Annotated in this window: 12 protein-coding genes; 10 read left to right on the top strand and 2 right to left on the bottom strand. The window is 34.6% G+C overall.

Going from position 1 to position 14,768, the window contains the following annotated elements; translation table 11 throughout:
• Positions 1-200 precede the first annotated feature (200 nt).
• The 3 genes from F6K18_RS07885 to F6K18_RS07895 all read left to right on the top strand — a co-directional run bounded on the left by F6K18_RS07885 (position 201) and on the right by F6K18_RS07895 (position 2,743).
• Positions 201-2,024: a CapA family protein gene (locus F6K18_RS07885; protein ID WP_287519921.1), complete on the top strand. Its 1,824-nt coding sequence runs from the start codon at positions 201-203 to the stop codon at positions 2,022-2,024.
• A 247-nt stretch (positions 2,025-2,271) separates the two neighbouring features.
• The gene (locus F6K18_RS07890; RefSeq protein ID WP_287519922.1) at positions 2,272-2,406 is read left to right on the top strand and encodes a hypothetical protein; all 135 of its coding nucleotides are present in this window, start codon (positions 2,272-2,274) and stop codon (positions 2,404-2,406) included.
• A 121-nt stretch (positions 2,407-2,527) separates the two neighbouring features.
• Positions 2,528-2,743 (top strand): hypothetical protein, encoded by a 216-nt coding sequence (locus tag F6K18_RS07895; protein ID WP_287519923.1) that lies wholly within the window; start codon positions 2,528-2,530, stop codon positions 2,741-2,743.
• Positions 2,744-2,920: 177 nt separating this feature from the next.
• Here F6K18_RS07895 and F6K18_RS07900 read toward each other — a convergent pair whose 3' ends face one another.
• Positions 2,921-3,367: a type ISP restriction/modification enzyme gene (locus F6K18_RS07900; protein ID WP_287519924.1), complete on the bottom strand. Its 447-nt coding sequence runs from the start codon at positions 3,365-3,367 to the stop codon at positions 2,921-2,923.
• A 194-nt stretch (positions 3,368-3,561) separates the two neighbouring features.
• Between F6K18_RS07900 and F6K18_RS07905 the strand changes: the two genes are divergently transcribed.
• The 6 genes from F6K18_RS07905 (at position 3,562) to F6K18_RS07930 (ending at position 13,025) form a co-directional block, all read left to right on the top strand.
• Positions 3,562-3,873: a transposase gene (locus tag F6K18_RS07905; protein ID WP_287519926.1), complete on the top strand. Its 312-nt coding sequence runs from the start codon at positions 3,562-3,564 to the stop codon at positions 3,871-3,873.
• A gap of 381 nt (positions 3,874-4,254) precedes the next feature.
• Positions 4,255-5,490, top strand: a complete 1,236-nt coding sequence (locus F6K18_RS07910) for a pitrilysin family protein (RefSeq protein ID WP_287519928.1) — start codon at positions 4,255-4,257, stop codon at positions 5,488-5,490.
• A 2,061-nt stretch (positions 5,491-7,551) separates the two neighbouring features.
• Positions 7,552-8,277, top strand: coding sequence for a peptidoglycan-binding protein (locus tag F6K18_RS07915; protein ID WP_287519930.1), 726 nt, complete (start codon positions 7,552-7,554; stop codon positions 8,275-8,277).
• Positions 8,278-8,344: 67 nt separating this feature from the next.
• Entirely contained in the window at positions 8,345-9,319 is a 975-nt protein-coding gene (locus F6K18_RS07920; RefSeq protein ID WP_287519931.1) for an acetyl-CoA carboxylase carboxyltransferase subunit alpha, read from the top strand.
• 1,061 nt (positions 9,320-10,380) lie between these two features.
• Positions 10,381-11,103, top strand: coding sequence for a GTP cyclohydrolase I FolE (gene folE / locus F6K18_RS07925; RefSeq protein ID WP_287519933.1), 723 nt, complete (start codon positions 10,381-10,383; stop codon positions 11,101-11,103).
• 479 nt (positions 11,104-11,582) lie between these two features.
• Entirely contained in the window at positions 11,583-13,025 is a 1,443-nt protein-coding gene (locus F6K18_RS07930) for a phosphoglucomutase/phosphomannomutase family protein (protein WP_287519934.1), read from the top strand.
• 794 nt (positions 13,026-13,819) lie between these two features.
• On the opposite strand, the gene F6K18_RS07935 is transcribed toward F6K18_RS07930, so the two are convergent.
• A complete protein-coding gene (locus tag F6K18_RS07935) occupies positions 13,820-14,089 on the bottom strand; it encodes a hypothetical protein (RefSeq protein ID WP_287519936.1) in 270 nt (89 codons plus the stop codon).
• Positions 14,090-14,533: 444 nt separating this feature from the next.
• Between F6K18_RS07935 and F6K18_RS07940 the strand changes: the two genes are divergently transcribed.
• A partial coding sequence (locus F6K18_RS07940) for a hypothetical protein (RefSeq protein WP_287519937.1) occupies positions 14,534-14,768 on the top strand: 235 nt, incomplete at its 3' end.

Raw genomic sequence — 14,768 nt, forward strand, 5'->3', positions numbered from 1 at the left:
GTGCAACGCCATAAATTTTAGTAAGCTAAGAATCATTTAGATTCTATATTCCCCGATCCAGTGTTCCCTTTGATAAAAATCGGATATATGGTTTAAATGCAAAACAACTTAACTATAAGGGATTATCAGTAAAAATTTATTCTGATAAGTAGTAATATGATTGAGTTTAGCTTATATTTTTTGGTGTAAGGAAAATAATTGTGAGTCAACAAGAAATTTTAACACGAGCAAAACAAGGAGACCCTAAAGCGATCGCTTTTCTCATCAATCAAGCATTAACAACTATTGGAGTTAAAGCTAGGGTTAGTATTCAGAAAAATAATCTACATCTTCTACTGGAAAGCTCTCAACTTCCAGATCGCCAAGCTTGTATTAGAGTAATTCATCAAGGAATGCAGCGCCTCAACGCATCATCAATTGATTTTGTCAATATTTATGGGCGAAGATTAGGTAACACTATCCCTGAGTGGACAGAAGTTATCGAATTACACAGACCTAGTATATACCATCCAGCCGGAGTAGGGACAATTTGGTGGCAGTCAGAAAATACAAATTCTTCCCAAGAATCTCTTGAACCTATTCTACCTTCCCTATTTCAACAGGTGGAATTAAATACTCCAGAAATAGTTAAGACTAATCCAGAGATAAGTAAAAGTAAAGATAAAAATGTAGATTTTTCTCCAGTTAATCTCAAGGTATCTGTGAGAAAAAGAAATAATCGCTCTAGGGCAAAAAAAATCTTTTCTTCCTATGATACTTCTTGGCAATTTTTACCTCAAAAAAATCAAGCTCTTTGGCTATTAGTAAGCACTATTGGCATAGCATTAATTCCTGTATCAAATTTAGTTTTCAATTCTAATAATTACAAGCTACCTGAAATTATTTCAAATATTTCTCGACCGCAACGAAGACCTCAAAAAAACTCTTCAACAGTAGAAGTTAGTCAGTCGGCAGTACCAACAGTAGCTACTCCTCAAATTGTACAAACTCAAAATCAACTTAATTTATCAGAGGTTTATGAGTTTGTTTTATCATCTATTAAATCTCCAATCAATCCTGATACTAGAATTACTATTAAAGCAGTGGGGGATATTATCCCCGGTACTAATTATCCTAAAAATAAACTACACCCTAAAAAACAAAAGTTATTTGCATCAGTAAAACCTTTGTTACAGGATGCAGATATTGTTTTTGGAAATTTTGAAAGTACCTTAACGAGTTATCCAAGAAGTGGCAAAAAAATGGGTAGTGGTAGGGTATTTGCTTTTAGAACACCACCGAATTATAGATATTTGTTGAAAGATGCTGGTTTTGATGTTTTGAGTGTGGCGAATAATCATTCTTTCGATTTTTTAAAGCAAGGGTTTGAAGATACAATTACTAATATTCAAAATGCTGGTATGCAAGCTGTTGGGAAAAAGGGGGAAATTGTTTATCGTGAAGTTAAAGGGATTAATATAGCGTTTATTGCTTTTAGTAATTATAGTTATCATAATTCTATGCTTGATTTAGAATCTGCAAAAAAACTTGTTCGAGAAGCAGATGAAAATGCAGATATTATTGTTATTTCTGTTCATGCAGGTGCAGAGGGAACTAGGGCATTAAGAATTAAGAATAAGACTGAATATTTTTTTGGTGAAAATCGAGGTAATAAAATTTTATTTTCTCATACGTTAATAGATGAAGGTGCAGATTTAATTTTGGCTCATGGTCCTCATGTACCTAGAGCAATGGAGGTTTATCAAGGGAAGTTAATTGCTTATTCTCTTGGTAATTTTATGGGATATCGCACTTTGTCTAGTAAGGCTCAGTTAGGATACTCTTTAGTATTAGAAGTAGATATTAATCCTAGAGGAGATTTCGTTTCGGGTAAAATTTTGCCTGTTCATTTGAATAGTAAAGGCATTCCTTATCCTGATAAATATGGTCGTAGTATTAAGTTAATTAAGCAGCTTACAAAAAAAGATTTTCCGAAGACAATCTTAGAAATTGATGGGGAAGGGAAATTAAAAGTTAAAGGTTAAAGGTTAAAAATTGAGACAGTAACTGGTACTCCTTCTAGGAAAATTCCTGAAGATGAGCGATCGCTTTTTGGCAGGAAAATTGCGTTGAAGAAAAAGTCATGTGTATGGGCAAACAACCCCTTATAGTTATTATGATATCACAAAAATTGTGGGGATGCAACTGAAAATACTTTGAGGCGCGTTTTCAGGAGCTTCACACAATGAAAATGTTGGCGCACTGAGGGGTGATGGAGGGAAAAATAAGTATTTGCTGAAAGCTCCACAAGATGACAATATTTCTGGCACTGCTTCTAGGAAAATTCTTAAAGATGAGCGATCGCTTTTTAGCAGGAAAATTGCGTTGAAGAAAAAGTCATGTGTATGGGCAAACAACCCATTATAGTTATTATAATATCACAAAAATTGTGGGGATGCAACTGAAAATACTTTGAGACGCGTTTTCAGGAGCTTCACACAATGAAAACGTTGGCGCACTGAGGAGTGATGGAGGGAAAAACAGGTATTTGCTGAAAGCTTCACAAGATGACAATATTTCTGGCACTGCTTCTAGGAAAATTCCTAAAGATGAGCGATCGCCTTTTAGCAGGGAAATTTGGTTGAATAAATTGAATCAAATTTTTATTTCTGATTTTTTCTGTTGCGCTATACGCAATAAGAATTTTTGCTTAGAAAAACAAATTTTTATTTCTGATTTACTTCTGTTGCGATATACGCAATAAAAATTTTACTTAGAAAACCTTGATAGAGTTTTAATTGAATCAGATTTTCATTTCTGATTTACTTCTGTTGCGATATACGCAATAAAAATTTTTACTTAGAAAACCCTGATAGAGTTTTAATTGAATCAGATTTTCATTTCTGATTTACTTCTGTTGCGATATACGCAATAAAAATTTTTACTTACAAAAGCAAATGTCGAGAAAAACATAGAAAAATTGTTTCACATAAGGTCGATATAGACTTCTGAATATTTTCTCACTATCAAACTTTTTAGAGATTTTTTGACGGAGATATTTTGTTAATTCCCTGTCCCACTTAATAGACATCCTCCCTGAATAACTTTCATCTTTTAAAGTCTGAGGATTATAAGACTTATAAAAATTTTCATAAACCACCTTCAAAAATTTCTGTTTTTCATGGTGATTATAAATACTTGCAGCCTTTCTTTTAATTACTCCGTAATAACGTTTAATAGAACTCAAAGTATTACGTCGAATACTGCCAACAAAAAAAGTCTTTAAAACTTCCTCCAACTCCCTCGCAATATTATTCTCCCGGTGAAACTGAGACTCATTAAAAATATTCAGAAAAATATCCTCAGTCAAGATATGTTGAATAATCATTTGTAGCACTAAAGAGTAGTATAAAAATTATGATAATTACTCATTGCTACAAAATTCAGCCCTCTCGTGAACAGTCAGTCAAAATTGATTATTGGCTAGAACTGTTAAGAAAGCATTACAATTATGCGTGATAGCCAAAGATTAGATTGGTTAAATAGAACTAAATGTCAAGTTGATCGTTGTTCATTAATTTCATGTCCTATATTGAAAAATTGAATTCAGTAGCAGTAAAATGCGGTGTTCATGTAATCAAAGTTAATCCTCACAATACCTCACAAAATTGTAGTAATTGCGGTCAAAAAGTACCTAAAACTTTATCAGTTAGAACTCACTGTTGTCCTAAGTGTAAAATAGTTTTAGATAGAGATGAGAATGCTGCAATTAACATATTAAATAAAGCATTAAACGAGGTGGGTATCATCTTGTATGCTTGTGGAGGCTATGAGATTAATCAGCCTGTGTTCGCCCAGCGTTGCGTCAGCAAAACAAGAAACTTCTTTGTTTGAGAAGCTCCCATTATAATCTTCGATTTAACGGGAGAGAACTTCACAAAGCTACAGACAAATCAAAGTGTAACTCAATAAACATCTCCAGAAAAGATTAAGTAGGAAGTAGGAGGAAAGAATCGATCATTTATGTGCGATAATTAATCTTATTTTCTATTATTAGAGATGTCTAATAGTAAAAACACAAAAAAAGTGAATGGGGTTTTTATATCTTACCTAACTCTTGACTACTAACTAATAGTAATCAGGAATCAAATGTGAGGATTTTATTACTTCTATGTTGCCGTTCCTTGTTCCCTATTCCCTGTTCCCTGTTCCCTAAAAATCTACAATATCTCACAACTCAAATAAGATTGCTAAATATTGAAAATTAAAAAATTAATGATTGAAAAAAATATAGAACGAAAAGTCCTGAATAATGGCATAGTCGTCATCACATCAGAAAATCAGACAGCAGATATTGTCTCAGCCAAAATATTCTTACGAATAGGTAGTCGCTATGAACCCAGAGAACAGGCAGGAATCTCTCACTTATTAGCAGCAGTATTAACCAAAGGGACAGAAAAATTATCCTCTCTAGATATCGCCCATAAAGTTGAATCAGTAGGAGCGAGATTAGGCACAGATACAACTCCAGATTATTTCTTACTGAGCATAAAAACCATATCTACCGATTTTCCAGATATATTTCAACTGTCAGGAGAAATAATCAGATATCCATCATTTCCAGAAACAGAAATTGAACTAGAAAAACGAATTACTATTCAAAGTATTCGCTCTCAACTAGAACAACCTTTTACCGTAGCATTCTCTCAATTACGAGAAATGATGTATCAAAATCATCCTTATGCTTTATCAACTTTAGGTACAGAAAAAACAGTTTCTCAAATTACCCGCGCCGATCTTCAAGAATTTCATCAAACTCACTTCCGTCCAGATAATATAATCATATCTATAGTAGGCAATATTACGAACGCCAAAGCAATTAATTTAGTTGAACAAACATTAGGAGATTGGCAACAACCAGAAACACCCCCGATAACTTTAAACTTACCAACTATAACTCCCCAACCATCAAAAGCAACAACATACCAAGAAACTCAACAATCAATTATTATGCTTGGCTATTTAGCAGCAAATGTTAATAGTTCTGACTATGCTCCTCTCAAATTAATTAATACTTATTTGGGCAATGGTTTATCAAGTCGCTTATTTGTTGAACTGAGAGAAAAACGAGGTTTAGCTTATGATGTATCTGCCTTTTATCCTACCCGTATAGATACCTCCAACTTTACAGTCTACATAGGAACCGCTGCAGAAAATACAGCGATCGCTAAAGCAGGATTAAGAGAAGAAGTGGAGCGCTTAGTGAATAACCAACTTACCTCAGAAGAGTTACAAGTCTCCAAAAACAAATTATTAGGTCAATATGCTTTAGGTAAACAAACAAACTCACAAATTGCTCAAATTTTAGGATGGTATGAAATATTAGGTTTGGGAATGGAATTTGACGCCAAATTTCAAGAAAATCTGACAATGGTAACTACTGCTGAGACACAAGAAGTTGCTAGTAAGTATTTCATTGAACCCTATATTTCAATTGTTGGACCAGAATAAGATTGAGATTAAAAATTTATATAATAGACATAGCCGTGAAAAATATATAGACTTTTTGTAACAGTAAGGAACAGAGAATAGAGAGTACCGGAGCTGGGAAAATTTTTTTAGGAAAAAAACACGGAAAATGATTTTGTGAGTAACTTTTACAACCCTAGTTTTTAGTAAATAAAGGGTAAGTTTATTTTCTGGAGATGTCTAATACCAATTTGAAAAAAGAATGCTACAAAAAAGTAGAGGTCGATCGGATATGCTTAAAAATAGCTAGTCCAGTTCATTTTAGATAGTTATTTATATCGTTTTTCCATTTTTTTAAAAATATACCCCTTCTTCCTTCTTTCCTTTTCCTTTTTTCTTTCTTCTACGATTTGTAACAAATATTTATTAAATTGGTATAATAGATATATTCAAAAATAAAAAATAAAATCAATTATCGTACATAAATTATCAGTTATTTCCACCTATTCCCTCTTTTATGGAGATGTCTAATAGTAGTCAAAAAAAATCTGTAATACCAAATTTTACACATTTTTGCTAAATATTCTTGAAAGCAGGGAATAGGTAAATAACGAATAAGATATGTTTACTTAAACAAATACAGCGTATTCCAGGTTTATGAAGTATAGCAGGCAGTAGGCAGTAGAAAAGAAAGAATATATAGTCATTTTAGTTTAGATTGAAAAAAAGGGTTTCTTGTCTTGAAATACTTTCAACCGAAAAAGTGTTTCATTCTTATTTGAAAGTACTATAGTTTTTCCAATCCTGAGTATTTTGTTAAATAAGCTTTCATTATTTAGACTCTGAACTACTGTGCTAAATTCACATGGAATATGCTGTAATATCATATCCGGTTGAATACTTATAAATAGGGTTTGCGCTTCACTAGTCTTTTAGTAGGGGTAGGAGTCAGTCCTCAGTCCTCAGTCCTCAGGAGTTAGGGGAATTATAGAGGAGGTAGGAGCTAAGTTTTGTAAGAGTGATTTTTCTGCCCAACTTTTGCCCAAAATCCTAAATTTTTGAACAATTACCACCTAAAACCTCGTACTTTTTGATAGTTAAAAAGGCTAAAACTTTTATCTGTAAAGACTTTTAGATTTATTCAGCAAACCCTAAATAAATAACGGAGTCCTCAGTCCTCAGGAAGGAAGAAAGAATAAAGAGGAGAAAAAGGAGAAAGTTTTTCGATCGCTAATGATCTGGACATGATAGAATTGCTAAAAAAATTACTGAGAATAATTTATTACTTAATAACTGAAGTATTCAATAAGTAGAGAATTGTTTGGAGAAATTGGTATTATTTAATTTTAAAATTAAGCCTTGAATTCTTATGTAATTTTGGAGCTTTAATTTTATTGAAAAAAATATATTTATTGATTTTGAAATAATATTTGCCTCTATCAAAATCTTGATGATAGATGAAATTTAAAAACAATTATCAGCCATACTTTTAGAGGAAAAATAATAGCAATAGACTTACGAAATGCTGCTAAAAAATCAATAATTAATCATTAATAATTAACAATTACATATACTGAAAACTAAGAGGATTGACTAATACCAATTTGAACTGAAACTGCACAAAATTACTTGTTATATCTCTTGTTATATCTTAGGTATTGGATGTCATACAAATTTTATGTGAAGTGACAGAGAATTATGAAATTTATTAACTTGTCTATCTCGATCTAGAGTTATATCAAATCCGTTTAATTCGGTATAAAAAAATGTTCCATCTTCAACCATTACCAAATATTTATCGACCTCCCCATCTAATTATTTAATAATTAATAATTAAATAATTATGGTTTAAAGCCTCCCCTTTTAAGGGTAAAAAAGAAATAATATTTCCTGATCTTCAATTCCGTAAAGGCTAAAACCCGAGGTAATTATCAATTATCAATTAATGAAACCCATGGTACTGGATTTGAAATAGACCCCGATCGAGATATTATTCTATGCAGCTTACAAATGAATTTGGTATAGAAGGATTTTTGATTTTTGATCCTTATATACTGGCACAGACTAAGAAAGACTTTAAGCGTTAATGATTCGGTCAGTGTAATGTTAAAATTAAGAGACTTAATAAACATAGCAGTCAAAATTGGAAAAAATTCAACTTGGGTATTTTGCTTAAGTTTTTTCAGCCTATTAATAATAAATTTAAGTAGCCTAACTACTACATGGGCACAAATACCTTTAGAAATTAATTCTGAACCCATCTCTATTAATCGACCAATACTCAAAACAGGTAGTCAGGGAGAAGAAGTATCCCAACTACAAGGAGTTTTGAAATTAATGGGATATTATCTTGGCCAAGTCAATGGAATATATTCAGACAGCACCGCTGCAGCAGTTGTTAAATTTCAAGAAGATGTAGGGTTAATCCCAAATGGAATTGTTGACCAAAATACTTGGAATCGTTTATTACCAGCTACCCCAACATCCTTAGATGTCACTGAAACTACAACAAACAATACAGATTCAAGTTGTGACTGTGCCAAAAATCAAACTTCTGCGACTACTACAACTAATCAGTCCCTAACCACAATTAATTCACAGATAGAAACCTCTAATCGTATAGATTTACCAACTCTCAAAATTGGCATGAGAGGTAATGCAGTCAGAGGGTTACAACCACGTCTTAAGGCCAAAGGATTTTTAAAGGGAAAAATAGATGGGATATTTGGCCTTCAAACTCAAACTGCTGTTAAGATGGCTCAAAGGAAATATCGACAACAGCAAGATGGAATTGTAGATGCTTCTCTATGGATAGCCTTACTACGTTAATCAAAAAACTGATGAACTGTGGTAAACTTAACAATGTTAAAGTGAAACTTAAAAATAAAAACTAGGTGTGCCCAAATCAGAACGTAAAATTCTCCTAGATTTTGAAAAACCTCTAGCAGAATTAGAAAACCGCATAAATCAGATTCGTGAACTAGCTAAAGACTGTAGTAGTGTAGATGTCTCTGAGCAAATTAGCCAACTAGAAGCTAAAGCAACTCAACTACGTCAAGAAATTTTTAATGGTCTTTCCCCCGTACAAAGACTACAGTTAGCTCGCCACCCAAGGCGACCAAGCACTCTGGATTATATCCAAGCTATTTGTGATGAGTGGATCGAATTACATGGCGATCGCGGTGGTAGTGACGACCCAGCAATAGTAGGTGGCTTGGCCAGAATAGATGGAAAGCCAATGATAATTATTGGTCATCAAAAAGGACGAGATACGAAAGATAATGTAGCCCGTAATTTCGGTATGGCCTCAGCAGGAGGATATCGCAAAGCAATGAGGCTAATGGAACATGGCAATAGCTTTGGAATGCCAATCTTGACCTTTATTGATACTCCTGGTGCATGGCCAGGTATAGAAGCCGAAAAATTGGGACAAGGAGAAGCGATAGCATACAATTTACGAGCAATGTTTCATCTGGATGTACCAATAATTTGTACGGTGATTGGAGAAGGTGGTTCAGGTGGAGCGTTAGGGATTGGAGTGGGGGATCGCCTACTAATGTTAGAACATTCTGTATATACAGTTGCTAGTCCTGAAGCTTGTGCAGCAATTCTCTGGAAAGATGCCGGTAAAGCTTCTCAAGCAGCAGATGCTTTAAAAATAACCTCTTGGGATTTAAAAAATATAGGGATTATCGATCATGTCATTCCAGAACCAAATGGTGGGGCTCATGCTAACCCATTACAGGCAGCAGAAAACCTCAAAAAGGCCATAGTTAGCAATATAGAAGAATTAACTAAGATCAGCAGTCAGGAACGCCGAAAACAACGTTATCAAAAGTTCCGTTCCATAGGAGTATTTTTGGAAACTTAAAAACTGAAATTGATTTTGTCTTCTGGTCAACCGCTTCGTGGAAGTCAAAAGTCACAAATTATTATCCCATTAATCAAATCAATTGGCATGAATAAAATCTTTATTTTTCGATGGATGAATCTTCTGTATCTATATCCAGTTAATTTTTTTGATTAAATCCAAAAGATGGATAAGAAAGACGATTTATTAGTGGCTTATTATTTCTACTCTGGGAATATTCAACAGATGATCTACACAACAATAAAATGTAATTTAATGAAGTGATGAGAATTTAGTATGCTTTTAATAAATTGATTTTAGGTTATACTAGAAATTAAGTTATAGTGTCAACCCTAATTAAGATCAAGTAAACGGTTATTAAAATAACCTCAGTAGTTTTTAATCTATACTCTAGCTAGGGAAATATTGCTCTCATAACTCTCAAACATTTTATCTGGCAAAATTAATAAAATTCAATAGAATCTAGATAATTTTTTTTTCTTTCATTGTTTTTAAATTTATTCAAGCAATCTTAATTAACCATGCACGACTGACTTTCTGGCATAATTATTAAAGTAGTGAGTATGGTTTCGTTAATGACCAAGTATTTTCACAAAAAGGGGATATACTGTGTCCAGTCAATTTTGCTTCATAGCTCCTTATGAAATAATAACAAGAAAAGAAATAACTACTTAGTTAGTATTACAGCCAATTCTCCCTGGGTTGATCGATACCCCTCTCTAGGGTCAAGAAACTTATTGGAATTGAACTTAACTATTTCACCATGATAACATCCTAAAATAGAAATAGTTGCGGAGAATTCTTAATACTTTCCTGATACCAACTTAGACTGTAATTTACTTACTTCTATGATAAGTAATAACTTGTGAAAATAGATTCTTGCTCGGTGTCACACTTACAGCAGAGAAATTGAAAAATTCCCATTCTCATAGTTCATTGCTAATTAATAACTAAAACTGATTACCGCCAATGAACAGAGAGCTGTGCTCTAAGCTAAATTGCCTAGCAAAAGTTAGGTCAAGATACAACTTGCTTTTTTTTAAATCTGATCCGGATCTATTATGACTCAAACTTTTTCCAACGCTTCCAATGACACAATCAGTACCAATGGTGCTAAAACTTCAGATGCAGCTACAAATGGTATTTCTCACCGACCTGACCGCAGTTCCTCATCTAATGGTCAACCAATAAGGCAACAACCTCCTGCTGAAGAGACCAATGGAGCAATGATGGAGGCAGTACGGACAATGTTACTATCAGTAGGAGAAGATCCTAAACGAGAAGGATTACTCAAGACACCTAAGCGGGTTGCAGAAGCAATGCGATTCCTTACTCAAGGATATAATCAATCCCTTGAAGAAATTGTCAACAATGCCATTTTTGACGAAGGTCATAACGAAATGGTTCTAGTTAGAGATATCAATCTTTTTAGTCTTTGTGAACATCATATGTTACCATTTATGGGAAAAGCTCATGTAGCTTATATTCCCAATCAAAAAGTAGTAGGTCTTAGTAAGCTAGCTCGGATTGTGGAAATGTATTCCCGTAGATTGCAAGTTCAGGAGCGACTCAACCGTCAAATTGCTGAGGCAATTCAACAAGTTTTAGAACCAAAAGGCGTTGCAGTTGTCATAGAAGCTACTCATACGTCTATGGTAATGCGAGGAGTACAAAAACCTGGGTCTTGGACTGTTACCAGCGCTATGCTTGGTTTATTTGAGGAAGATCAGAAAGTTAGAGAGGAATACCTGAGCTTAATTCGCCATCAACCTGCATTCTTTTAATGGCTATTCATTAATTGATAATGGATAATGAATAATGGATAATTACCTCTGGTTAAAACCGTTACGGAATTGAATATAAGGAAATATTATTTCTTCTTTCTCCTTGCTTATGAGAGACTTTAAACCTTTGGGGATTAATTATCAATTATCCATTATCCATTGGTAACTGAATACCCTGGGAATAAGGAAGCAACTTTTCTTATTTCCCTCTTCTTTTCGACAATAATTATGTATAGAAAAAAAGGGGAAAAAGCTGAGAGTTAAAGCAAATATAGCAATATGATTTTAGTTGTGAGATATTGGAGATTTTTGTTTTAGGTATGGAGAGAATAGGAAATAGGTATGGAGGGAAGAAACGAATACATAAGAATAAGATAACTACTATATTCTATGCTTTAAAGGAATACCTCAATTCTCACATCTGATTCCTAATTGCGATAATTAAACAAACAAATCTATATATTAAAGAGATTTATGGTATGGCTAAACCAATAAAATTTGGAACAGATGGCTGGCGCGGTGTTATAGCTGATGATTTTACTTTTGAACGGGTTTCTTTAGTAGCACCAATCGCAGCGCGAATTTTAGAGAAAAATTATGCTGATTCTACGAATAATAGTAAAACATTAATTGTTGGCTACGACCGTAGATTTATGGCTGAAGAATTTGCCCAAGTTGCTGCTGAAGCTATTAAAAATGCAGGTTTTGATGTGCTGTTAACAGAAACTTATGCTCCTACTCCTGCTTTTAGTTGGGCAGCATTTGAAAAACAAGCTCTTGGGGCAATCGTCATGACTGCTAGTCATAATCCAGGAAAATATTTAGGGTTAAAAGTCAAGGGTGCTTTTGGTGGATCAGTTCCTCCAGAAATTACACAACAAATAGAAGAATTATTAACAGTTGAAGTAGAAAAAAATCCGGTTCAGGGGAGCAAAATAGAAAGTTTTAATCCTTGGCCGAGTTATTGTGAAACTCTACAAAAAATGGTAGATATTAACAACATTAAGTCTGCGATTAATGAGGGGAAATTAAAAGTTTTTGCAGATGTAATGCACGGTGCTGCTGCTGGAGGGTTGCAAAAGATATTGGGAGTAGAAATTCAAGAAGTTAATGGTAATCGCGATCCTTTATTTGATGGTGGTGCTCCTGAACCTTTGCCTCGCTATTTGAGTAAACTTTTTAAAGAAATGAAAAGTTATCGAGCAGCAAATCAGGGAAGTTTATCTATTGGATTAGTGTTTGATGGAGATAGCGATCGCATTGCTGCTATGGATGGTGAGGGTAATTTTCTCAGCTCCCAAATTTTAATTCCTATTCTGATAGAACATCTGACAACTAGGCATGGGTTTAGTGGGGAAGTTGTAAAGACTATTAGTGGTTCGGATCTATTTCCCAAGGTGGCACAATTATATAATATGCCAATTTTTGAAACTCCCATTGGTTATAAATATATTGCCGACCGGATGTTGTCAACTCAGGTGCTTGTGGGTGGAGAAGAGTCTGGGGGTATTGGTTATGGTACTCATATTCCGGAAAGGGATGCTTTATTATCAGCACTCTATTTGTTAGAAGCAGTGGTAATGTCTGGTGAAGATTTAAGTGCAATTTACGGCAAACTTCAAGAAAAAACAGGTTTTAGTTCTGTTTATGACAGGATAGATTTACCTTTGCCTAATATGGAGGTGCGATCGCGTTTGTTGGAGCAGTTACAAAGTTATCCTTTGACAGAGGTTGCCGGACAAAAAGTGGTTGATTGTTTGACTATAGATGGGTATAAGTTGCGGTTAGCTGATGGTCGTTGGTTATTGATTCGGTTTAGTGGTACTGAACCTGTTTTGCGACTTTATTGTGAAGCTGCGGATATGCAGCAGGTTAAGCAGACTTTGGAATGGGCTAAAAATTGGGCTAACAGTATTGCTTGATTTATGCAAAGTTGCAAATTAATCCTGTAGTTTTGATGTCTAGCACTTTACTGAAGTCAGAAGTCAGAAGTCAGAAGTCAGAAGTTCAATTCTGGCGTTGCTTAGTGGTAATGATTTTTAGATTAAGTATCAGGGTAAAACATAAGTTGTTCAATTTTACCGAAAAATTGTGGTCTGAAGCCTCCCCTTTTAAGGGGATAAAAAGCGGTCGATCTTCGGAGCTTCCCGTAGGATGGAATGGCGTTTGCTACCGCAAAGCTTTCCGTTCCGGAATGCTACCGCAAACGCTAACAGCGGAGCGGGTCTGCAAGAACGGGTCTCCTCCCTGACCGACCATCGACCAAGAGAAAAGATAATATTCCAGATTTAAAGCCTCCTGATTGCAGAGGTACTGTTAGCCTAGCTCCTCCAGAAGAGACTAACTGATAACTGAAATTACCTTCAACTACTTACTATTACATTTGAGCAACTGCTAGACAAGGACTTGGCCACAGATACATGGATGATTAATCTGCATTCTGTGAAGCTCTAAAAAAACGGCAAGGATTTTCCTCTTGCATCCTCAAAAAAATCGTGATAGTATGTAATCATTGGGTGCAATTTTTCCCTAATCATGACTTTTTATTCAACTAAAAAATACCATTTCGCCACTGAATACTTATGGAAGGGAAACTTACACCATCAAAGCAGAGAAAATTATCATCCTGCGAAGCACTCAGATAAAGAAATAGCGACAGGAAAAATTTTCACCCTATCAACACATCCATATATTTACTCATGTAGAAGAGATGTAGCTACCGCACTTGTTCTGCGATCGCTATATTCACAAACCAAAGAATATCATCATCCTGTGAAGCTCCAAAAAAAAACGGCAAGGATTTTCCTCTTGCATCCTCAAAAAAATTGTGATACGATTTAACCATTCGGTGTAACTTGCCCCTACGCATGACTTTTGATTCAACCCAAAAACAGGATTTAGTCACTGAATATGTAGAAGAGATACTCAGACACCAAAGCACCAGAAAATCATCATCCCGTGAAGCACTCAGATAAAGAAGTGGCATACACCAAATTTGCCCGCCCCATCAACACATCCATATATTTACTCATGTAGAAGTAATGTAGCTACCGCACTTGCTACGCCAAGGCTATATTCACAAATCCAGAAAATTATCATCCTGTGAAGCATTCCGGAAAGAAGTGGCATACACCAAATTTGCCCGCCCCATCAACACATCCATATATTTACTCATGTAGAAGTAATGTAGCTACCGCACTTGCTCTGCGATCGCTATATGCACAAACCCAAAAATATCATCTTGTGAAGCTCCAAAAAAACGGCAAAGATTTTCCTCTTGCATCGCCAAAAAAATTGTGATATGATTGAAGAATTGGGTGTAACTCGCCCCTACGCATGACTTTTTATTCAACTAAAAAACAAAATTTCGCCACTGAATAAATATAAATTTAACTTTTAACTTCCGCATAGCGGCACTAAATATAAAATTATGGAAGCAGGTTTAGTAGGTTTAGCAGGTTGGGGATTATCAAAAATAGCAGATTCATTGTGGGATACTGCTTGGGAAAAAGGAGGTAAAAGCTTCGCTCAATCCCTCAATAAAACAGATATAGAAAAAGCAATTAAATCTGGAGAAAAAGCTGTGAAAGAATGGGAAAATCAGCTTCTCCCGCAACAGCTTTTATTTTATTCTGCTAAACAAGATGGTGGGAATGGAGTTAATA

It is taken from the genome of Okeania sp. SIO2C2, from assembly GCF_010692625.1.
Lineage (GTDB): Bacteria > Cyanobacteriota > Cyanobacteriia > Cyanobacteriales > Microcoleaceae > Okeania > Okeania hirsuta.

Coding starts and splice junctions, on each gene's coding strand:
- F6K18_RS07900 (WP_287519924.1), bottom strand. CDS start 3,367: ATGATTATTCAACATATCTTGACTGAGGATATTTTTCTGAATATTTTT.
- F6K18_RS07905 (WP_287519926.1), top strand. CDS start 3,562: ATGTCCTATATTGAAAAATTGAATTCAGTAGCAGTAAAATGCGGTGTT.
- F6K18_RS07910 (WP_287519928.1), top strand. CDS start 4,255: ATGATTGAAAAAAATATAGAACGAAAAGTCCTGAATAATGGCATAGTC.
- F6K18_RS07915 (WP_287519930.1), top strand. CDS start 7,552: ATGTTAAAATTAAGAGACTTAATAAACATAGCAGTCAAAATTGGAAAA.
- folE (WP_287519933.1), top strand. CDS start 10,381: ATGACTCAAACTTTTTCCAACGCTTCCAATGACACAATCAGTACCAAT.
- F6K18_RS07930 (WP_287519934.1), top strand. CDS start 11,583: ATGGCTAAACCAATAAAATTTGGAACAGATGGCTGGCGCGGTGTTATA.
- F6K18_RS07935 (WP_287519936.1), bottom strand. CDS start 14,089: ATGCCACTTCTTTATCTGAGTGCTTCACGGGATGATGATTTTCTGGTG.